The sequence below is a fragment of the Oxalobacteraceae bacterium OTU3CINTB1 genome, assembly GCA_024123955.1.
GTDB lineage: Bacteria > Pseudomonadota > Gammaproteobacteria > Burkholderiales > Burkholderiaceae_D > Rugamonas.
The window spans coordinates 162,484-183,688 of record CP099652.1; the positions used below are offsets into that span (position 1 = coordinate 162,484).

Here is a 21,205-nt window from a genome sequence, read left to right on the forward strand (position 1 = left end):
ATGAGTGAGATCAGGCCGGGGTGGTGGCGGCGGTGGACATGGTGGCGGCGGTGGACATGGCGGCGGCGCGGCGGCGCGCGGTCGCGCCGACCAGCGCCAGGCCGAGGCCGAGCATGGCGTAAGTGGCCGGTTCCGGCACCGGCGAGACTGCGTCGGACAGGTTATCGAGCGCGAACTGGCCCTTGTTGGAGTTGAAGGCGTTGCAGTCGCCCTCGAAGTCGCAGCTGTAGCTGGCCACGCTGATGGCGATGAAGCCGCTGCCGGCGAAGGCGCTGCTGGTGACGTAGTGCTGGAAGCCGTAGGCGGGACTGGCCAGCTCGTAGAATTCCTCCATGACGCTGCCGTCGGCGCGGGTGCCGGTGAGCCACAGCACGCCGGAGACGAACGGATCGCCGCGCAGGTCGTGGCCGATGGCGCTGGCGTCAAAGCTCGACAGATGGAACACGCCGCCCGATTCCGCGCTCATGCTAAGGCGTCCGTCGTTCAACCCGGCCAGGTAGTGCGTGGCGTTGTTGGACGGGCAGGTCATGTTGACGCAAAAGAAAGGATCAGCGCCGTCGATCACTGCGCCGACCAGGCCGCCTCCGTCGGCGGGGTCGCCCACGTAGGCGCCGGTGAAGGCGTAGCCGCCGTGCGTGAACGTCTCGCCGTCGAACAGGAAGGCTGGATCGGCGGCGTCGAAGTCGACGCTGGCGGCGTGCGCAGCCGGCAGCGCCAGCAAGGTGGCACCGGCCGCCAGCGCCAGCGCAAGGCGTCGGGACACCGTGCCAGCGCTCGCCGGTGCGAAGCGGCGGCGCGCCATCGCGCCCACCAGCAACAAGCCGGCGCCGAGCATCAGCCACTCGGCCGGTTCCGGCACCGGCGCCGCCATCGGCACCAGGTCCAATCGCAGTTGCGTGGCGTCGCGGCCATTGCCCGAAATGTAGATGCCGCTGCCCAGCACGGCCTCGCTGCGGATCGGCTGGGCGTTGGTGGTCTTGTTGGTGAAGCCGACCAGAAAGTAAGCGCCGGAGGCGGCGTTGATATCGGCCAGCGCGCGCCCGTTCAACGTCAGGCTCAGCGGGTCGTTGTAGAAGGTGCCCGATCCGTATTCCCGCCCCGACCCCAGATCCTCGTAGACCTCGGTGCCAGGATGGAAGGTGTTAAGGAACGATGAGAACGGCGTGCTGACGTCGAACAGGCCGAGCACGGCGGGACCGCCGTCGCCATAGCTGCCCGGCGTCATACTAATGGTCGCGCTGGCATAGCTGCCGGCGGGGATGAAAAACGCCGCCCAGCTATTGAAGCGCTGGCCGTTTTCGCTGCCGGTGAAGGTATTGTTGAGCGGATTGGCCTCGTCGCTGCCGCCCGTGTTGCTGACCCAGCCGTTGAGCGCCGAATACGTCGTCACGCCCGCCTGGACGGTGGCAGAAGCCAGCAGCGCCAAACCGAGTCCGGCTGCCGCCAGGCAGGACCGCAATTGCAATTTACTCTTAACCATCATCACCCCATAGTTGTATTAATTGACAGGAGGTTTGATGGTAGCTATATACGAAAACCAAATATGTAACAAGAAGTTACGTTACGAAATGCATTTGTAATTAACTGTATGTAATTATCCATATGGGCTATGGCCGATGGCGATCGTGGTGCGCCTTGCTGCACCAAAATGGCTCGCAGGCGTCGTCTGCGACTCTCTCGTAAGAGATAGGGCAGTGTCGCAATTATGCGAACAAATCGCCTTGGATCGCGCGCTTGATCTGGCCGGCGGGCGGCGGCGGTTCGAGCGTGCTGGCCCGTACGCCCAGCAGCCGCAGGCGCCGCTCCAGCGGCACGCGCTTGAGGCATTCGCGCGCCGCGTGCAGGATGGCGGTCGGGTCCGCCACTGGCTGCGGCAGGGTGACGTTGCGACTGACGATCTGGAAATCGTCGAAGCGCAGCTTGATGCTGATGGTGCGGCTGACGTAGCCCTTGCGTTTGAGGTCGTCCGCCAGCCGGTCGCACAGCGACGTCAGGATGCCGGACAGCGCGCCCCGGTCCTGACGCGCGTGCAGGTCGCGCTCGAAGGTGGTTTCGCGGCTGATCGACTTGCTCTCGGAGCTGGTGGAGATTTCACGGTGGTCGATGCCGCGCGCGGCCGTGGCCAGCCAGCCGGCGTAGTGCGCGCCGAAGTGGTCCTGCAACAGGCCGGCGTCGGCCGCCGCCAACTGGCCGATGGTGTCGATGCCGAGCGCCGCCAGTTTTTCGGTGGCCTTGGGGCCGATGCCGTTGATCTTGCGCACGCCGAGAGGCCAGATGCGCGCCGGGATGTCGTCATAGCCGAGGATGGTCAGGCCGTTGGGCTTTTCCAGGTCGGAGCAAATCTTTGACAGCAATTTGTTGGGCGTGATGCCGATCGAGCAAGACAGGCCGGTGGCGTCGCGCACGGCCTGCTTGATGCGCTGCCCCAGTTCGCGCGTTTCGCCTTCAACGCGGGTCAGGTCGATATAAATCTCGTCGATGCCCCGGTCCTCGAAGTCCGGCGCGATCGACGCCACGGCGGCCTTGAAGAGGCGTGAGAAATGGCGGTAGGCGTCGAAATTGACCGGCAGCAGGATGGCGTCGGGCGCCAGCTTGGCGGCCTTCATCATGCCCATGGCCGAGCCCACGCCCAGCGCGCGCGCCTCGTAGGTGGCGGTGGTGATGACGCCACGGCCGACATAGTCGCGCAGGCGGGCGTAGCGGTGCGTGCCGTCCTGCTGCAATACCGGCTGGGCGTCGCGGCCGCCGCCGATCACCACCGGCTGGCCGCGCAGGTCCGGGTAGCGCAGCAGCTCCACGGAGGCGTAGAACGCATCCATGTCGAGGTGGGCGATGCGCCGGGTATCGTCAGTCATGTGCCGGATTTGGAACTAATTACTGTGAATTCATACAGTATCCACGGAAATTGCCCAGGCTGCAAGTCCAGGCCAGCAATCAACCCAGCCGCCGAACCCCAGCCACCACCAGCACCGCACCCGCCACAAGGCTGGCCGCCAGCAGATAAATGCCGTTGGCCGTGCTATGCGTGGCGTCCTTGATCGCGCCCACCAGATACGGGCTGACGAAGCCGGCAAGATTGCCGACCGAATTGATCAGCGCGATGCCGGCCGCCGCCGCCGCGCCGCCCAGCATCGCCGTCGGCAGGCTCCAGAAGATCGGGAACGTCGTCAGGATGCCGGCCGTCGCCACGCTCAGCGCCGCCATTGCGATGACGGTGTTGTCGCTGTAGACGGTGGCGACGATCAGTCCCAGCGCGCCGGCCAGCGCGGCCACCGCCGCGTGCCAGCGCCGCTCGCCGCTGCGGTCCGAGTGGCGCGCGGCCAGCACCATGACTACCGCCGCGACGAAATACGGGATCGCTGTCAGCAGGCCGATGGTGAAGACATCGTCGATGCCGCTGTTCTTGACCAGCTGCGGCAGCCAGAAACTGACGCCATACAATCCCATCACGAACAGGAAGTACACCAGCGCCAGCAGCCATACCTTGCCGTTGCTGAACATCCGCGCGAGCGGCATGTGCTGTTGTTGCTTGCGGTCTTCGGCGATCGCTTGCTCCAGCTGTTGCTTGTCGCCTTCACTGAGCCACTTGGCCGCGCGGATGCCGTCGTCCAGATAGAACAGCGTCCAGATACCGAGCAACATCGACGGCACGCCTTCGAGCAGGAACAGCCACTGCCATCCGCTCAAGCCGTGCAGCCCGGCGAAGGTTTTCATGATCCAGCCCGACAGCGGACCGCCGACCACGCCGGCCACGGCCACGCCGCTCATGAACAACGCCACCATGCGGGCGCGGCGGTGCGCCGGATACCAGTAGGTCAGGTACAGGATGATGCCGGGGAAGAAGCCCGCCTCGGCCGCGCCGAGCAGGAATCGCAGCACGTAGAAACTGGCGACGCTGTCGACGAACATCATCGCCGACGAGATCACGCCCCAGCTGATCATGATGCGGGCGATCCAGATGCGCGCGCCGGTGCGCGTCATCAGCAAGTTGGACGGCACCTCGAACAAAAAGTAGCCGACGAAGAAGATGCCGGCGCCGACGCCGTACACGGTGTCGCTGAAGCGCAGGTCCGACAGCATCTGCAATTTGGCGAAGCCGACGTTGACGCGGTCGAGATAGGCGGCCACGTAGCACAGGAACAGGAAAGGCATCAGCCGCCAGCTGACGCGGCGGTACAGGCTGTCGAGGGGATCGCTACTAGTGTCGTTGCGCCGCATGGGGTCTCTTTCTTCTTGGTTCGTCGCGGCCCTATCTTGACACCCCCAAACAGGCGCGCGGGCAATTTTTCTAAATTATTTACAAAACCCCTTGCGGAACCGATAAACCAGCTTGTAGAATACGGCCTCGTTCAGCAGTTGTAGCAGTTAAATGAAACAACGCTGATAAGTTTTCTGGGTGCTTAGCTCAGTTGGTAGAGCGGCGCCCTTACAAGGCGTAGGTCGGGAGTTCGACCCTCTCAGCACCCACCAGAGAAAACGATAAAACGAATTAGGAGTGGTAGTTCAGTTGGTTAGAATACCGGCCTGTCACGCCGGGGGTCGCGGGTTCGAGTCCCGTCCACTCCGCCAACATTCCTTAAGGGCCCGATTTCGATTGGGCCCTTATTCATTTCCGCTTCAGAAAACGCTACACCGCCACCCGCTCCAGCGCCGCGACGAACTGGTCGACCTGCGCCTCGGAGGTGAAGATCGACGGCGTCACGCGCACGCACGCGCCGGAGGCGAGGCCGTCGCGCATGACGGTGAACACGCGATGCTCCCGCAACAGGCGCCGGGACAGGGCGAGATTATCGGCCACCGACGCGCGGCCCTTCAAACGGAACGACGAAATCGCGCTGGTCAGGCGCGGATCGGCGGAAGCCAGCACCTCAACACCCGCCATCCCGCGCACCTGCTCGACCCAGCGGTTGCGCAAGCGATGCAGCCTGGCCTGCTTGTTCGCGACGCCTATGCGCTGATGCAGATCCAGCGCCACCGGCAACGACAAATACGCGGCGAAGTTGACGGTGCCGGTGTGCACCCGCGTGCGGATATCGTCGCCGGCCGCCTCGCCCATGTACGGATCGATATCGGCCACGCGCCCGCGCCGGATATAGACAGCGCCGACGCCGACCGGCGCGCCGATCCACTTGTGCAGATTGATGCCGACGAAGTCCGCCTGCAAATCCGGGATGCGCATGTCGAGCTGGCCGAAGCCGTGCGCCGTGTCGACGATGGCGTCGATGCCGCGCTCGCGCGCCATGCGGCTGATCTCGGCCACCGGCAGCACCATGCCGTTGCGGTGGTTGACGTGGGTGAGCAGCATCATGCGCAGCCCGGGATGCCGGTCCATCGCCTGCGCGTAGCAATCGATCAGCGACTGGTACGTGGCCGGCTCCGGCATGGCGATCGACACCACCTCGACGCCGCGCCGCTCCTTGAGCCAGTGCACGGCCTTGATCATGTTGTCATAGTCGATGTCGGCGCACAGCACCACGTCGCCGGGACGCAGCTTGTTGTAGCCGCCGATCAGCGCCAGCAACGCCTCGGTGGCACCACGCGTGAAGACGATCTCGTCGCGCTCGACGCCCAGCGCCTGGGCGGCACGGGCGCGCGCCGCCTCGTACTCGGCCGGAAACTGCACGCGGCCGTAGTAGGCGTTGCCGCGATTGGCTTCCAGCGTGTGGCGCTCGTAAGCCTCGGCCACCGGCCGCGCCATCGAGCCCCAATAGCCGTTGTCGAGCATCGTTACTTCGTCGGTCACATCGTACAGGTCCGCCACCGATTGCCAGTAGCCGGTATCGGCGGCCAGCGATTCCGGCCCCAGTAGCGGGCGCACCGGAAATGGCGGCGAGGTGTTCGACGCCATCGCACCGGCCGGCGCCAAGGACAAAGGTAAGGACAACATCGCTCCGGCGCGCAGCAAGGCGCGCCGGCTCAAATCAGGCTGGCTCAAAACTTCACCGTGTAGTCGATGTAGAGATTGCGGCCATCGGTATCGTAAGGCGCGTTGCGCGAGTAGATCAGGCCACGGCTGGCCTGAAACACCGCTTCGTCCGGATACTTATTGAGGACGTTGTCGACGCCGAAGCGCAGCGCGTGGTTCTTGGCGATCTTGACGCTGGCCGCGAGGTCGAGGAAGCGCATCGCGCCGAAACGCTGGAAGATGTCGCCGGTGGCGTTGCCGGTGCTGTCGGTCCAGGCGCCGTAGTGGCGCAGGCGCGCCAGGGCGCTCCAGGCGCCGAGGTCGTAGGTGGCGCTGACGGTCGCCTTCTGGCGCGGCAGGCGCTCCTCGAACACGGTGCGCTGGCTGGCGTTGGTGGCGACGCTCGAACTGCCGCTATCGACCTTGGTGCTGTTGTAGTTGAACGCGGCGGTGAAGTTGAGTTTGCCGTCGCCGACGCGGCTCAGATAGCTGCCGACCACATCGACGCCGCGCGTGGTGGTGTCGAAGTCGTTGGTGAAATAGCTGACCGAGGTGTAGCGCAGCGGATTGGCGACGCCGGCCGGCACGGCGAACGAGGCCGACGTGCTGAAACGGTCGCGCAGCTTGATGTCGTACAGGTCGACCGAACCGGACAGGCCCAGCGCCGTCTTCCACGTGAAGCCCAGCGACAGGTTCTTCGATTTTTCCGGCTGCAGCGGCTTGGCGCCCAGCGCGACGGCCAGCGGATCGCCGTTCGACAGGCGGCCGGTGGTGAACACCAGCAAGGTCTTGGTGTCGAGGCCCTGGCTGGTGCTGTTGGTGTTGAGCTGGCCCGGCGTCGGCGCCCGGAAGCCGGTCGAGTACGAGCCGCGCAACGCGAAGTCCGGCGACAACGCCAGGCGCGCCGACAGCTTGCCGTTGAGCGTGTCGCCGAATTCGGAGAAGTCCTCGTAGCGCAACGCCGCGCCGACGGTGATCATCGTGCCGAGCGGCGCCTCGACGTCGAGATAGGCGGCGTAGCTGTCCTGCCCCCAGCTGCCGGCCTGGCGGTCGCTGAAGCCCGGCGCGCCGTTGGAGTTGGCATCCAGCCCGGCGGCCGCGCCCGGCCCCACCGCGTACGACGCCGGATCGCCGGCCCTTACCTTGTAGGTCTCGTTGCGGTACTCGGCGCCGAAGGCGACGTTGACCGGCTGCGCCAGCGCCGGCAAGCGCCACTCGTAGTTGAAGTTGGCGTTGACCAGCTTTTCCCGCTGCGTCAGGCGGCCCAGGTAGAACGAGGTCGGGCTGTTCGGTCCGAGCGAGGCGTTGATCGAGTTGTGCAGGCCGTAATCGATGGCGTTGGCGCCGTACGACGCGCTGACATCCCACGCCAGCGCCTCGCTGAAGCGGCCGCGCACGCCGGCCAGCACTTGCAGGTCATCCTGCTTGTTGGTGTACTGCGGGCTAAAGCCCAGCGGATAAATGCTGCGCACGTCCCAACCCGGGAACACGGCGCCGGTCTTGTAGACGCTGGTGCTGGTGTCGGGATTGCGCCAGTTGAAATCGGACGTGCCGTCGCTGTGGCCGACCAGGCCATGGCCATACAGCACGGTGTCGCCCGCCAGGCCCAGGCTGGCGTTGAAGCCGGCGCGCTGGCTCTCCAGTTCGGGCTGGCCCCAGCGCTGCACCGGATTGGGCACGGCCAGGGTCGGATGCGCGGCCTGGAAGGCGATCGCGTCCGGACGCTGACGGGTGCGCGAGGTCGGGTCCGACTTCGCCGCCTCGGCGAAGAACAGCACGCGGCCGTCGTCGCCGAACGCGAAACCGTATTTGGCGTTGAGTTCGTTGGACTTGCCGTCGCCCTCGCTGTACTGCGCATGGCGCGCGGTCAGCTCGCCGCCGACCGAGTCGTCGAGGATGATGTTGATGACGCCGGCGATCGCGTCCGAGCCGTACTGGGCGGAGGCGCCGTCGCGCAGCACCTCGATGCGCTTGATGGCGCTGGTCGGAATCTGCGCCAGATCCGGCGCCTGGGCGCCGCGCGCGCCAAGCAAGGCGCTGCGGTGGAAGCGGCGGCCATTGACCAGCACCAAGGTCTGGTCCGGCGACAGGCCGCGCAGCGTGGCCGGACGCACGAACACCTGGCCGTCCGCCATCGGCAGACGCTGCACCACATACGATGGCACCAGTTGCGCCAGCACGTCGTTCAGGTCGGACGATTCGACGGCGCCGATTTCCTCGCGGGTGAACACATCGACCGGCGCCAGGGTGTCGAACTGCGTACGGTTGCTGCTGCGGGTGCCGGTCACGATCACCGATTGCTGCGCCTGCGCCACGTCGGCGGATGAGACGGACCCGGCGTTCTGGGCGTGGGCGCCGGGCAATGCGTTGTAGGCGCACAGGGCGGCGGCGATGGCGATTTGGCTGCGTTTGATAGTCATTGGCTCAATCTGGTTAAGAAAAAAATAACCTCAACTTCTATTAATTTCATTCAAGTGGGATGAACGTCGGCGAAGCGGGCGGGCGTGAGCTTACAAAACCAGTGTGTCAGGGGCATGACGCGATTCATGCCTGAAATGTACGGCATGTGTGTAATTTGCAAAAATTTCCGCGACTAAAGGCTTTAATGGCGTAAAACCGGCGACAATGTCTGCCATAGGCCGCCAATCGGCAGCGATACCGCGCAATTGCGTTACTTCCCCACTTGGAGTTTTTTCTCGATGTTCGGCTTTTTCAGGTCCCCCACTTTGTCGCCGCGCTTGCTGCGGCTGAAGGATTCGGCGCTGTTCGCCTCGCTGACGCCCCTCGAACTGAAGACCGTCGATGGCTTGATGCATGAGCGCCGCTATCTCGCCGACGAGATCATCTTCGACGAAGGCGAGGAAGGCCAGGCGCTGTATGTGGTGATGTCGGGCCGGGTGCTGGTCAGCCGCCAGGTGGCTGCCGGACGCGAAGTGGTGGCCGAGCTGTCGGCCGGCTCCTTCTTCGGCGACATGGCGCTGCTGGACGATTCGCCGCGCAACGCCCAGACGCGCGCGCTGGAAAACTGCGAGCTGGCCGTGTTCTTCCGCGCCGACTTCATGGGACTGATGGAAACCGACGCCGTGATCGGCTACAAGATCGCGCTGGCCCTGGCGCGCCACATCGGCACCCGCCTGCGCGAATGGATGGGCGCGGCGCCGCATTTCGAGGCGCTATGACGTTCATGCCCACCCAACAGCGGGCCGGTCCGGTGGTCTGGAGCGGCATCATCGCCGCCACCTGCGCGCTGCTGTTCCTGTTGCAGCAGATGCTGTTCCTCGCGATCCCCTTCCTGTTCGGCATCGTGCTGTACTACATCATGCAACCGCCGATGCAGCGCCTGATCCGCGCCGGCGTGCGCGTGAACGCAGCCATCCTGACGGTCGGTTCGGCGTTCCTGCTGGTGTTGTTGATCGTCATCGTGATCGCCATACAATGGGATTCCGGCCCCTCCGAGCCGTGGCAGGACATGCTGGGCCGCTACATCACCGGCGGGCTGGAATTCGTGCGCCAGACGATGCTGTCGCTGGAGCGCGAGTTCCCCATCCTGAAACAGGTCAAGCTGGCGCGCACCGTCAACAGCCGGGTCAATTCCTTCACCGGCACCTTCGTGCAAAAGCACCTGACGGAAATCCTGGTGTCGGTGGCGGCGTGGCTGCCGTCGCTGCTGCTGGCGCCGTTTTTGACTTTCTTCTTCCTGCGCGACGGCCTGCGCTTCAAGAAATTCCTGGCGCGCGCGGTGCCGAACGCCTTCTTCGAAAAGACCTTGTGCCTGCTGCACGAGGTCGACCAGACCGCGCACCGCTACTTCCAGGGCCTGGTCAAGCTAACCCTGCTCGACACGGCGGTGCTGGCGCTCGGCCTGTGGGCGATCGGCGTGTCCTCGCCGCTGGTGCTGGGGCTGATCGCGGCGGTGCTGGCGTGGGTGCCGTATGTCGGCTCCATCCTCGGCTGCGTGCTGGTGGTGATGGTCGCCTCGACCGACGCGCCCGGCGATCCGTCGGTGGCCTACCTGGCCATCGGCGTGTTCATCCTGGTGCGCCTGCTGGACGACTTCGTCTTCATGCCGCTGACGCTTGGGCGCAGCCTGCACATCCACCCGCTCATCACGGTGCTGATGATCTTCATCGGCGGCTACGTGGCCGGCGTGGCCGGGCTGATGCTGGTGCTGCCGCTGCTCGGCGTGGTCATGGTCGTCGGCGAAACGCTGGGGCGGCTGATCACCGATGCGCGCCTGCGCGCGCGCCACCGCAACGCCATCCACCTGCGCGACAAGCAAGCCAGCGTCGACCTCGTCACGTAAAACACCCTGCGGGGGTCAAGTCTGTCATTCAGACACGACCACAGCTGTACGGGACGCCTACTGATCAGGACGTGTCCAAAAGACAGACTTGACCCCGAGGCATGGTCGGACCGCCGCGTGCCGCCGATTTCCATTGACTTTTGAATGAGAATCGTTATCATTCCTGTTTCGGCTGGAATACCAGTAATTACAATCTTTCCCGCCTCCCCGTTTTCGCCAAAACTCATAACAGGAATCAATGAATACGCACGCCCGCGCCCACCAGCGTCTCAAACTGAACCAACTCGCCCTCTGCGTGGGACTGGCGATGCCCTTCATCGCCCAGGCACAGATCGCCGACCAGAACAGCGCCGTGCTGCCGCAGGTCGAAGTCACGGCCGACAAGATGAGCGACACCACCGAAGGCACCGGCTCGTACACCACCGGCCGCACCCGCACCGCTTTGCCGCTGGGCCTGTCGCTGCGCGACACACCGCAGTCGGTCTCCGTGGTCACCCAGCAGCGCATCGAGGACCAGGGCCTGGTGTCGATCACCGATGTCATCAACAACGTCACCGGGGTCTCGGTCAACCAGTACGAAACCAATCGCGCCGGCTTTACCGCGCGCGGTTTCGACATCACCAATCTGCAAATCGACGGCATCCCGACCACCTGGGAGCAGCCGTGGAGCTCGGGCGAAGTGGCCGGCAGCCTGGCCATTTACGACCGCGTGGAAGTGGTGCGCGGCGCCACCGGCCTGATGACCGGCGCCGGCAACCCGTCGGCCGCCATCAACCTGGTGCGCAAGCGCGCCACCAGCAAGGAGCTGACCGGCTCGGCCGAAATCGGCGTCGGCCGCTTCAGCGAGCGCCGCGCGCTGGTCGACGTGTCGACCCCGCTGACGCAGGCGGGCAACGTGCGCGCGCGCGTGGTCGGCGAATACCAGGAAGCGGACAGCTGGATGGACTACGCCAGCGACAAGAAAAAGACCATCTATGCAACCGTCGAGACGGACCTGACGCCGAAGACCTTGCTGTCGGCCGGCTTCAGCCGCCAGGAGACCGATCCGAAAGGCGCGAACTGGGGCGGCCTGCCGTTCTGGTACACCGACGGCACGCGCACCAACTGGCCGATTTCGAAGACGGCCGCCGCGGACTGGAGCGAGTGGCCGACTTCCTACAACAACGGCTTCGCCAACCTCGAACATACCTTCGACAACGGCTGGAAGGTGCGCGCCACCTACAGCCACGGCGACCGCAAGAGCGATTCCCACCTGCTGTACCTGTCGGGCGTGCCCGACCGCGTGACCGGCACCGGCATGTTCGCCTTCTCCGGCTCCTACGTCACCCACACCAGGCAGGACGACGCCGGCCTGCACGCCAGCGGACCGTTCGAGCTGGGCGGGCGCAAGCACGAGGCGGCCTTCGGCTACATGCACTCGAAGCAGAAGTTCAACGCCAACAGCCGCGCCGCCGATTTCGGCTCGCAGCCGTCGGACGTGGGCGACTTCAACAACTGGAACGCTGCGGCCTACCCGAACCCGACCTGGGGTCCGCAGACCTTCTACGAAGGCGGCGTCACCAAGCAGGAAGGCTTGTACGGCGTGGCGCGCTTCTCGCTGGCCGATCCGCTCAAGCTGATCCTCGGCGCGCGCGTGACCAACTACGAAAAGGACGTCACGCTCAGCTACGCCGCGCCGTACACCATGAAGTACGACAAGGAAGTGACGCCGTACGCTGGCCTGGTCTACGACCTCAACGACACCTACTCGACCTATGTCAGCTACACGGACATCTTCCAGCCACAGAGCCAGAAGAATTTCGCCGGCGACTCGCTCGATCCGGTGGTCGGCAAGAGCTACGAGGGCGGCATCAAGGGCGAGCACTTCGGTGGCCGCCTGAACACCTCGCTGGCCGTGTTCCGCATCAAACAGGACAACCTGGCGCAGGAAGCCGGCAACGTAACCCGCCCGGGACAAAGCGTTCCGGAGGTCTACTACCGCGGCGCCGAGGGCGCCACCAGCACCGGCTTCGAGCTGGAGGTGTCGGGCGAACTGGCGCGCGGCTGGAACGCCACCGCCGGCTACACGCAATTCAAGGCGGAAGAGGCCACGGGCGCCGACTTCAACAGCATCTATCCACGCAAGCTGTTCCGCGTGTACACCACCTACCAGCTGCCGGGCCAACTGAGCGGCCTGACGGTCGGCGGCGGCGTCAACTGGGAAGGCCGCACCTACACGGTCGACCCGTCGGCGCCGGCCAGCACCAACGGTTTGATCGAGCAAGATTCGTTCAGCCTGGTCAACCTGATGGCGCGCTATGACATCACCAAGCAGCTGTCGGCGCAAGTCAACATCAACAACGCGCTCGACAAGAAACACTTCGGCATGTTCGCCGCGTACGGCGCCATCACTTATGCCGCGCCGCGCACCGCGTCGGTGTCGCTGAAGTACCGCTTCTGACCGGCCAGGACCGCGCCCGCGCCGGCGCGGTCTTTTTTGCTTTCTCATTGTTGGAGGTTACCTTGCGCGCCTTCTGGACTTTGGTTCATCGCTACGCCGGCCTGCTCATGGCCGGCTTTTTGTTTATCAGCGGCGTCACCGGCGCCATCATTTCGTGGGACCATGAGCTCGACGACGTGCTCAATCCGCACCTGATGGAAGCACACACCGAAGGTCCGGCGTTAGCGTCGCTGGCGCTGGCGCGGCAGGTCGAGGCGCGCTACCCGGACGTGCGCGTGTCGTACATTCCGCTGCACGCGCAAAAGGGCGAATCGCTCGCGCTGGGTATCAGTCCGCGCGTCGATCCGGCCACCGGGAAACTGGCCGAACCGGGCTTCAACCAGGTCTTTGTCGACCCCGTCAGCGGCGCCGAGCTGGGCAAGCGCGAATGGGGCGCGGTGTGGCCGATCACCAAGGAAACCTTCGTCTCGTTCCTGTACCGCCTGCATTACACCCTGCACATTCCCGAAATGTGGGGCATCGACCGCTGGGGCATCTGGCTGCTGGGCGGCATCGCCATCATCTGGACCCTGGATTGCTTCGTCGGCTTCTACCTGACGTTGCCGGTGCGCCGGCGTGGCGCCAATAACGCCGCGCGCGCCATCGCCCGCGACGACATCGCCGGCGACAAGCCGCTACCGGCCGGCAAATCGTGGCGGCAGCGCTGGCAGCCGGCGTGGAAGGTGCGCTGGAACGGCGGCAGCAACAAGCTCAACTTCGACCTGCACCGCGCGTTCAGCCTGTGGACCTGGGCGCTGCTGTTCATCCTCGCCTTCACCGCGTTCTCGCTCAACTTGTACAACGAAGTGTTCGCGCCGGTGATGAAGACGTTCTCGCAGGTCACGCCGACGCCGTTCGACACGCGCCCGATGGCCGACAAGCACCACCCGATCGAGCCGCGCCTGGGCTACGCCGAAGTGATCGAGCGCGCCAGCAACGAAGCGATCAACCGCAAGTGGGCCGAGCCGGCCGGCGGCGTGTTTTATTCGCAGGAATTCGGCATCTACGGCGTCAGCTTCTTCACGCCCGGCAACGACCACGGCACCGGCGGCGTCGGCACGGCCGCGCTGTATTACGACGGCGCCGACGGCCGCCTGCTGGGCGACCGCCAGCCATGGAAGGGCACGGCGGCGGACATCTTCCTGCAAGCCCAGTTCCCGCTCCATTCTGGCCGCATTCTCGGCCTGCCGGGCCGGATCCTGATCTCGTTCATGGGCGTAGTCGTCGCCATGCTGAGCGTCACGGGCGTGATCATCTGGTGGCGCAAGCGCGCCTCGCGCGTAACGGTAGCGCAAAAGCGCCAGCGCCCGGTCCTCGTTGCCGATTAGATACTCCGGGGTCAGGTCCACCATTTCTACAGGAGCTCAGCCTTGCCGGGCTATACAGACCAGGCCGTGTAGAAAAAGTGGACCTGACCCCGGAGTTGTTGGGACGAAAAAAAACCGGGAGCTTGCTCCCGGTTTTCATTTGATGCCGCGGTTGCTTACGCGGTCATCGCGTGCTTCTCGGCGGATTCCTCGACCACTTCCTCGTCGTCCGAGCGGATCAGGTGGTCGAAGGCCGACAACGCCGCCTTCGCGCCTTCGCCGGTGGCGATGATGATCTGCTTGTACGGCACCGTGGTGACGTCGCCGGCGGCGAACACACCCGGAATCGAGGTCTGGCCACGGGCGTCGACTTCGATCTCGCCGTGGCGCGACAACGCCAAGGTGCCCTTGAGCCACTCGGTGTTCGGCACCAGGCCGATCTGCACAAACACGCCTTCGAGCTCGACCTTTTTCGCTTCGCCCGACACGCGGTCGTTGTAGCTCAGGCCGTTGACGATCTTGCCGTCGCCGTGGATCTCGGTGGTCTGCGCCGAGGTGATCACGGTGACATTGGCCAGGCTGCGCAGCTTGCGTTGCAGGACCGCGTCGGCGCGCAGCTCGGCGCCGAATTCGATCAACGTCACATGCTTGACCAGGCCGGCCAGGTCGATCGCCGCTTCGACGCCGGAGTTGCCGCCGCCGATGACCGCCACGCGCTTGCCCTTGAACAGCGGACCGTCACAGTGCGGGCAGTAGGCGACACCGTGGTTGCGGTATTCCTTTTCGCCCGGCACGTTGATTTCGCGCCAGCGGGCGCCGGTCGCCAGGATCACCGACTTGGCCTTCAAGGTCGCGCCGGTGGCGGTGGTGATCTCGATCAGCTTGCCCGGCACCAGGCTGGCGGCGCGCTGCGTGTTCATGATGTCGACTTCGTATTCCTTGACGTGCTGCTCGAGCGCCACGGCGAATTTCGGACCGTCGGTTTCCTTGATCGAGATGAAGTTCTCGATCGCCAGGGTGTCGAGCACCTGGCCGCCGAAACGCTCGGCCAGCACGCCGGTCTTGATGCCTTTGCGGGCGGCGTACACTGCCGCTGCGGCGCCGGCGGGACCGCCGCCGACGATCAGCACGTCGAACACGTCCTTCTTGCTCAGCTCGGCCGCCTGACGGGCGCCGGCGTTGGTGTCCAGCTTGGCCAAAATCTCTTCGACATTCGTGCGGCCCTGGCCGAAATGCTCGCCGTTCAGGAACATCATCGGCACCGCCATGATCTGGCGTTCTTCCACTTCTTTCGGGAACACGCCGCCGTCGATGGTCGTGACCTTGATGCGTGGGTTAATCACCGACATCGCGTTGAGCGCCTGCACCACTTCCGGGCAATTGTGGCAGGTCAGCGAGATGAAGGTTTCGAAGGCGTAATCGCCGTCGAGGTTGCGGATCTGTTCGATGACGGCGTCGTCGAACTTGATGGTGTGGCCGCCAACTTGCAGCAATGCCAGCACCAGCGAGGTGAATTCGTGGCCCATCGGGATGCCGGCGAAACGCACGCCGATATCGGTGCCGGGGCGGTTGATGCTGAACGACGGCTTGCGCTCGGCGTCGTCGGTGCGCTTGACGAGGGTGATCTTGTCGCTCAACAGGACGATTTCCTGGAGCAGTTCTTCCATCTCGCGGGCCTTGGCGCTGTCGTCGAGCGATGCGACGATCTCAATCGGTTGCACCACTTTTTCCAGGTAGGTTTTCAACTGGGCTTTGAGATTTGCATCCAACATGATTTTTTCTTCCTTTTTACAAATATTTAGGCGTATGCCGGGCCGGACGCCCGGTCCGGCATCGCGGTAACTACTTGTGTGCTGCGTGCTTCAAGCGCTCAGCTTTACAACTTAGATCTTGCCGACCAGGTCCAGCGATGGGGTCAGGGTCGCTGCGCCTTCGGTCCATTTAGCTGGGCACACTTCGCCTGGGTGGGAAGCGACGTACAGGGCGGCTTTGACTTTGCGCAGCAGTTCCGACGCGTCGCGGCCGATGCCGTTGTCGTGCACTTCCATCACTTTGATCTGGCCTTCCGGATTGATGACGAAGGTACCGCGCAGTGCCAGGCCTTCTTCTTCGATCATGACTTCGAAGTTGCGCGACAGGGTGCCGGTCGGGTCGCCGATCAGCGGGTAGTTCACTTTTTTGATCGCGTCCGAGGTGTCGTGCCATGCTTTGTGCGCGAAGTGGGTGTCGGTCGACACGCCGTACACTTCCACGCCCAGCTTGGCGAATTCAGGCTGGTGATCGGCCAGGTCTTCCAGTTCGGTTGGGCAAACGAAGGTGAAGTCGGCTGGGTAGAACATCAGAACCGACCACTTGCCCTTCAGGGATTCGTCGCTCACGTCGATGAACTTACCGTTAGCGTATGCGGTTGCCTTGAATGGTTTTACATGGGTATTGATCAGAGACATTGTGGTTTCCTCGTGGGGTTGTGAATCATTGAGACGCCAGTGTACGGGTTTTTCGCCCATATGCAAAATTGATTGTTCCAATAGTTTCAATTTGTTTTAACTATGACGCCTGCATGGGGGATAGCTATTATCGCCGTTTCGGCCAGGCGCCGCGCGCGCCTTATTTTTCAGACACGATTGCTCCCCACCACCCCGGGGGTCAGTGCCGACATTCGGACATTGACAACGAACTGAGGAACTCTTTGGACGAACAAAAGTTCCCAAATGTCCGAATGTCGGACCTGACCCCGGGGTTTATTGGGCCGATTTGAGGAAGGCGTCGAAATCGTCGGCCGGCATCGGCTTGGCGAACAGGTAGCCCTGCCCGTAGTCGCAGCCGGCGGCGGCCAGCAGATCGCGCTGCTCGGGCGTCTCCACCCCCTCGGCGATCACCTTCAAGCCCAGCTTGTGCGCCATGACGATGATCGCGCCCGACAAGGCCATGTCGCTCGAGTCGGCCGCCAGGTTGCGCGTGAACGAGCGGTCGATCTTCAGATAGTCGATGTCGAATTTCTTCAGGTACGACAGCGACGAGTAGCCGGTGCCGAAGTCGTCCAGCGCGACCTGGATGCCGGCGTCGCGCAATTGCAGCAGCTTGTTGCTGACGGCCGTGTTGGCGTCGAGCAGCAAGCCTTCGGTGATTTCCACCACAAGCGATTGCCCCGGCAAGTCCAGCGCCCGCAGATGGTCGATCCAGCCCTCATAGCAACCATCCTCGCGCTGGAACTCCAACGGCGACTGGTTGATGCTGACCTGGAAATCCGGGTGGTGCTCACTGCGCCAGCGCCGCACCCACTGCGCCGATTCGCGGAACACCCATTCGCCGATGTCGCAAATCAAGCCGCTCGCCTCGGCCAGCGGGATGAATTCCAGCGGACTGACGAGGCCGCGCTGCGGGTGGTTCCAGCGGATCAACGCCTCGGCCTTGTGGATGCGACCGCTCTCGAGGTGCACGATGGGCTGGAAGTACAGCGCGAACTGTTCGCCGGCGAGCGCGCCGCGCAGGTCGTTGGTCAGGCGCATGCGGTTGAGCGCGGCCACCTGCAAGGTCGGCGTGAAGAAGCTGTAGCGGTTGCGACCGGCGCCCTTGGCCGCGTACATCGCCTGGTCGGCGTTCTTGAGCAGGTCGCCGATGTCGAGCGCGTCGTCCGGGTATAGGGTGATGCCGATGCTGGCCGAGACGAACGCCTGCTCCTGCCCCAGCGCGAACGGCGCGCGCAGGCTGTCGATGATCTGCTGGGCGATGCGCTCGACGCGGTCGGTCTGGCCCAGGGTGGACAGGATGACGGTGAACTCGTCGCCGCCGAGCCGGGCCACGGTGTCGGACTTGCGCACGCAGGCGCCGATGCGGCGCGCCGCGTCCACCAGCAGGATGTCGCCCTGGTGGTGGCCGAGCGTGTCGTTGACTTCCTTGAAGTGGTCGAGGTCGATGAACAGCACGGCCAGGCTGGAGCGCTCGCGCTTGCAGACCACGATGTCGTGCGCCAGCCGGTCGTGGAACATGCGGCGGTTGGGCAGCTGCGTCAGGGTGTCGAAGTTGGCCTGCTGCCAGATCAGGGTCTCGCTCTGCTTCTTGGCCGTGACGTCCTCGATCATGCACAGGTGGTGCGGCTGGCTGGCGGCCTCGGTGTCGAGCACGGTGATCGACATGTCGACCCAGGCCATGTCGCCGTTGGGAAGGTATATGCGGCTGGCGGCCTTGAAGCCGGTCGATTGCTGCGCCGTCAGCATGGCCATCTGCGCCTTGATCTGGGCGGCGTCGTCCGGATGGGCGATGTCGAGCCACTTGCCGGCGCGCAGCTCCTGCTGCGAGCGGCCGACGATGTCGAGGTAGCGCAGGTTCAGGTCGCGGTATTCGTAGCTGACCGAGTCGACCAGCGCGATGCCCAGCGGCGAGGCCTCGAACATGGTGCGGAAGCGCTGCTCGCCCTTGCGGATGGCGTCGAGCGCGCGCTTGCGTTCGCGCGCCAGCAGGCTGAAGTGGACGGCCGCCGCCAGCACCAGCGCCAGCGCGACCGCGCCCAGCACCCGGTACAGCCACGCCAGGCTGGCGCGCTTGTTGTCGCCGTCGTACAGGAAGCCGTCGAAGCTGACCGCCTTGGGCAGCATGCCCAGCCCGGCGTAGACGTCGGCGATGTGGCGCCAGCGCTCCGGGTTCATGTAGCCGATCTCGACGAGCACCGGCTGCACCAGCCCCACCATCTGGCGCGCCTCGTACAGCAGGTGCTGGCGGTCGTTGCGGCGCGAGTACTTGTTGAGGATCAGGTCGACCGTCTCCTCCTGGTGGCTCATCGCCCATTGCCAGCCGCGCATGGTGGCGGCGCGGAAGGCGCGCACCCGCTCCGGATGGCTGGCGATCTCGCGCTCGCTGGTGAACAGGTTGTCGCCGTAGAAGTCGATGCCGACCGCGCGCGGGCTGTAGATATCGTATGGAAAGCCGACCCGGTCGAACAGGTCGGGCTCGTTGGTGGTGTAGACGGCCATGGCGTCGACCCGGCCCTCGATCAGGTCGTGCGGATCGAAGCTGGGCGCCAGGCGCTGGATGCTGCCGACCGGCACGCCCTCCTTGGCCAGGTAGGCCAGCAATTCGTCGGCGTTGCCGGCTTCGTCGGTGAGCGAGCCGATCATCGCCCGCTTGCCGATCACGCGGCGGATGTCGGGCTCGCCGCCGGACTGGCGCATCGCCAGGCCGTACGGCGAATGCTGGAAGATCACGCCCAGCACCACCACCGGCTTGCCGGCCAGCCGCGCCAGCAGCAGGCTGCTGCCGGCGACGCCGTATTCGGCCTTGCCGGACAACACATCGCGCTCGGCCTCGTTGCCGTCCCCGCCCTCGAGGATGCGCACGTCGAGCCCGGCGTCGCGGTAATAGCCCTGCTCGAGCGCGGCGTAGTAGCCGGCGAACTGGAATTGGTGCAGATGCTTGAGCCGCAGCGTGACTTTATCCTGCGCGACGGTCGGCGCGGCGGCCAGCAACAGCACAAGCAGGGAGAGGATGGCGCGAAGAATGGCGCGTGAGCGGGATGGCACTAGGGGTCCTGGAGCGAAAGAGCTAGGCAAATTGTATCCGCTCCGCACCCTTTTCCGGTGCTTTATGACATCTCGTTGGTACAAAAAGCAACGGACGGCCGGGCTCCCGCCCGCCGTCCGCCGTCCGCCCGCGCTGCCATCGATGGCGGCGCGCGCGTTGTGGCCCGGTTCGCCGCTTAGTTCGGCACGTTGACCGGCACCGGCGCATACGGCGCGTTCTTGCCGTTGCCCAGTTGTCCTTCCACATTGCGGCCCCAGCCCCACAGCGTGTCGTCCGATTGCAGGCCGAAGCTGTGCGCCATGCCGGAGGTGACGGCTTTCCAGTTGGCGCCGGTGCCGATCTGCAGTGGCACCGGGGAGTCGGTGCCGCCGGTACCCAGTTGGCCTTCGGTGTTGGTGCCCCAGCTCCACAAGGTGCCGTCGGTGCGCAGGCCGACGGTGTGCTGCGCGCCCGCCGCCATTTGCGACCAATTGCTGTCGGTACCGATCTGCACCGGCGCCGTGACATCGACCACGGTGCCGTTGCCCAGTTGTCCGAAGGCGTTGGAACCCCACGCGTACAAGGTGCCGGAGGTGGTGATCGCCGTCGAGTGCAGCGCGCCGGCCGACACCGAGGTGTACTTGAGCGTGCCGACCTTCGCGGGCGCCGTCACGTCGGTGCGGCTGGCGTTGCCCACCTGGCCGCTCGCATTGCCGCCCCAGCCGTACAAATCGTTGGTGTCGCGCTGGATCGCCAGTGAGTGGGAGTCGCCGGCGGCGATCGAAGACCACAGCAGCACGCCGATCTTGGTCGGCACCGCGCGGTTGCCGGTCAGGGTCGGGTCGCCGAGTTGGCCCCTGTCGTTGCGGCCCCATGCGTACAGGTTGCCGTTGACTTTCAGCGCCAGCGCGTGGGCCTTCCCGGCCGCCACAGAGGCCCAATCCTTGGCGGTGCCAACCTGGGTCGGCACCGCACGGTTGATTTGGGTACCGTCGCCCAGCTGGCTGTCGAGGTTGTAGCCCCACGCCCACAGCGTGCCATCATTGCGGATCGCCACGACGAACTGGTCGCCGACGGCCACCTGTTTCCAGGTCGGGCTGGTGCCGGCCACCAGCACCGGCGCGTTGCGGTCGGTGGTGGTGCTGTCGCCCAATTGCGACTTGATGTTCGAGCCCCAGCTGTACAGATTGCCGTCGGCCTTGCGCGCGACGGTCTGGTAACCGCCGGCGGCCACATTCATCCACGGCGCCGTGACCGTGATGGCCAAAGTGCCGACCACGCTGTCGACCGTGGCGGTGACGTTCTCGGTGCCGACCGCCTTGGCCGTGAGCGCGCCGTTGGTGGCGACCGACAGCGCCTTGCCGTTGGTCGGCGCCCATAGCAGGCCGCCGGCGGCCGTCAGCGCCTTGGTGGTGCCGTCCGAATAGCTGCCGGTGGCGACCAGGACCTTCGGCGCGGTGCCGACCGCGATCGTGGTGGCGTTCCCGGGCACGGTGATGGCGATGCTGCGCAAGGTTGGCGCGGTGCTGGCCGGCGGGGTCGAGGAAGAACCGCCTCCGCCACCGCCGCCGCAGGCGGCCAATACGGCCAGCAGGGCGACCATCGGCACGTGCAGCAGGGACGAGAATTTAAAATTTTTCATGATGTTCCAGTTTCACAGTGAAAGTCTGCGTTGCCGGCCGCCGGAGATGACAGCCATCCTCAACCAGTGTAGT

General features: G+C 64.9%; 13 protein-coding genes and 2 tRNA genes. 6 read left to right on the top strand and 9 right to left on the bottom strand.

What is annotated here, in order from left to right:
* Positions 1–10 precede the first annotated feature (10 nt).
* The 3 genes from NHH73_00605 to NHH73_00615 form a co-directional block, all read right to left on the bottom strand.
* Positions 11–1,480, bottom strand: coding sequence for an NF038120 family PEP-CTERM protein (locus NHH73_00605; GenBank protein USX26833.1), 1,470 nt, complete (start codon positions 1,478–1,480; stop codon positions 11–13).
* Between the two features lie 223 nt (positions 1,481–1,703).
* On the bottom strand, positions 1,704–2,855 hold the full coding sequence (gene dinB, locus NHH73_00610) for a DNA polymerase IV (protein ID USX26834.1): 1,152 nt from the start codon (positions 2,853–2,855) through the stop codon (positions 1,704–1,706).
* 79 nt (positions 2,856–2,934) lie between these two features.
* Positions 2,935–4,218: an MFS transporter gene (locus NHH73_00615; protein USX26835.1), complete on the bottom strand. Its 1,284-nt coding sequence runs from the start codon at positions 4,216–4,218 to the stop codon at positions 2,935–2,937.
* A 176-nt stretch (positions 4,219–4,394) separates the two neighbouring features.
* Here NHH73_00615 and NHH73_00620 point away from each other — a divergent pair.
* Together NHH73_00620 and NHH73_00625 are read left to right on the top strand one after the other, a co-directional pair.
* Positions 4,395–4,470 (top strand) — tRNA-Val (locus NHH73_00620).
* A gap of 22 nt (positions 4,471–4,492) precedes the next feature.
* Positions 4,493–4,569: transfer RNA gene (locus tag NHH73_00625), tRNA-Asp, on the top strand.
* A gap of 58 nt (positions 4,570–4,627) precedes the next feature.
* Here the strand turns inward: NHH73_00625 and NHH73_00630 are convergent.
* Both NHH73_00630 and NHH73_00635 read right to left on the bottom strand, forming a co-directional pair.
* Positions 4,628–5,935, bottom strand: coding sequence for an aminotransferase class V-fold PLP-dependent enzyme (locus NHH73_00630; GenBank protein ID USX26836.1), 1,308 nt, complete (start codon positions 5,933–5,935; stop codon positions 4,628–4,630).
* Complete coding sequence (locus NHH73_00635; protein ID USX26837.1) at positions 5,932–8,325, bottom strand: TonB-dependent receptor; 2,394 nt, start codon at positions 8,323–8,325, stop codon at positions 5,932–5,934. The genes NHH73_00630 and NHH73_00635 overlap by 4 nt, the downstream gene beginning before the upstream one ends.
* Before the next feature lie 279 nt (positions 8,326–8,604).
* On the opposite strand from NHH73_00635, the gene NHH73_00640 reads away from it, so the two are divergent.
* From NHH73_00640 to NHH73_00655, 4 genes are all read left to right on the top strand, one after another.
* On the top strand, positions 8,605–9,084 hold the full coding sequence (locus NHH73_00640; GenBank protein ID USX26838.1) for a cyclic nucleotide-binding domain-containing protein: 480 nt from the start codon (positions 8,605–8,607) through the stop codon (positions 9,082–9,084).
* Entirely contained in the window at positions 9,081–10,208 is a 1,128-nt protein-coding gene (locus tag NHH73_00645) for an AI-2E family transporter (GenBank protein USX26839.1), read from the top strand. Before NHH73_00640 ends, NHH73_00645 begins: the two co-directional genes overlap by 4 nt.
* A gap of 238 nt (positions 10,209–10,446) precedes the next feature.
* A complete protein-coding gene (locus tag NHH73_00650; GenBank protein USX26840.1) occupies positions 10,447–12,648 on the top strand; it encodes a TonB-dependent siderophore receptor in 2,202 nt (733 codons plus the stop codon).
* A gap of 62 nt (positions 12,649–12,710) precedes the next feature.
* Positions 12,711–14,015, top strand: a complete 1,305-nt coding sequence (locus tag NHH73_00655) for a PepSY domain-containing protein (protein ID USX26841.1) — start codon at positions 12,711–12,713, stop codon at positions 14,013–14,015.
* A gap of 155 nt (positions 14,016–14,170) precedes the next feature.
* Here the strand turns inward: NHH73_00655 and ahpF are convergent, their stop codons facing one another.
* The 4 genes from ahpF to NHH73_00675 all read right to left on the bottom strand — a co-directional run bounded on the left by ahpF (position 14,171) and on the right by NHH73_00675 (position 21,132).
* Positions 14,171–15,766 carry an alkyl hydroperoxide reductase subunit F gene (ahpF, locus tag NHH73_00660; protein ID USX26842.1) on the bottom strand — a complete coding sequence of 532 codons (1,596 nt, stop codon included), beginning with the start codon at positions 15,764–15,766 and terminating at the stop codon, positions 14,171–14,173.
* A 111-nt stretch (positions 15,767–15,877) separates the two neighbouring features.
* Positions 15,878–16,441 (bottom strand): alkyl hydroperoxide reductase subunit C, encoded by a 564-nt coding sequence (ahpC, locus tag NHH73_00665; protein ID USX26843.1) that lies wholly within the window; start codon positions 16,439–16,441, stop codon positions 15,878–15,880.
* A 294-nt stretch (positions 16,442–16,735) separates the two neighbouring features.
* Positions 16,736–19,510 carry an EAL domain-containing protein gene (locus NHH73_00670; GenBank protein ID USX26844.1) on the bottom strand — a complete coding sequence of 925 codons (2,775 nt, stop codon included), beginning with the start codon at positions 19,508–19,510 and terminating at the stop codon, positions 16,736–16,738.
* Positions 19,511–19,686: 176 nt separating this feature from the next.
* The gene (locus NHH73_00675; GenBank protein USX26845.1) at positions 19,687–21,132 is read right to left on the bottom strand and encodes a hypothetical protein; all 1,446 of its coding nucleotides are present in this window, start codon (positions 21,130–21,132) and stop codon (positions 19,687–19,689) included.
* Positions 21,133–21,205: the final 73 nt, after the last annotated feature.